The 323-nt window shown below is 75.5% G+C and carries 1 pseudogene; it reads left to right on the plus strand.

Features of this window, described 5'->3' with window-relative positions:
• Positions 1-121: 121 nt before the first annotated feature.
• Positions 122-323 (plus strand): annotated as a pseudogene (locus V5O49_RS05435) (hypothetical protein); the annotation flags it as partial.

The following is a 323-nucleotide window of genomic DNA, read 5'->3' on the forward strand; positions in this document are numbered from 1 at the left end:
CCCGTCGGGCACGGGTGCCCCGGGCCTGGCCCGGACGGCTCCGCGGTCGGCTGCTCCGCCGTCGGCTGCTCCGCGGTCGGCTGCTCCGCCGTCGGCTGCTCCGCCGTCGGACGTTGTGGGTATGAAATCTGCAGCTCCCGCCCCGCCCGGAGCTGCAGATGTGAGACCCACAACGGCCGACGGCGGACCAGCCGACGGCGGAGCAGCCGACGGCCGAGCAGCCGCCGGCGGAGCAGCCGACGGCCGAGCCGTCCGGATCATGACCGGAGCACCCGTGCCCGACGGGTTCGACGCCGTCGTCCCGGTCGAACGGACCTCCACGA

Source organism: Isoptericola haloaureus, from assembly GCF_036689775.1.
Lineage (GTDB): Bacteria > Actinomycetota > Actinomycetes > Actinomycetales > Cellulomonadaceae > Isoptericola > Isoptericola haloaureus.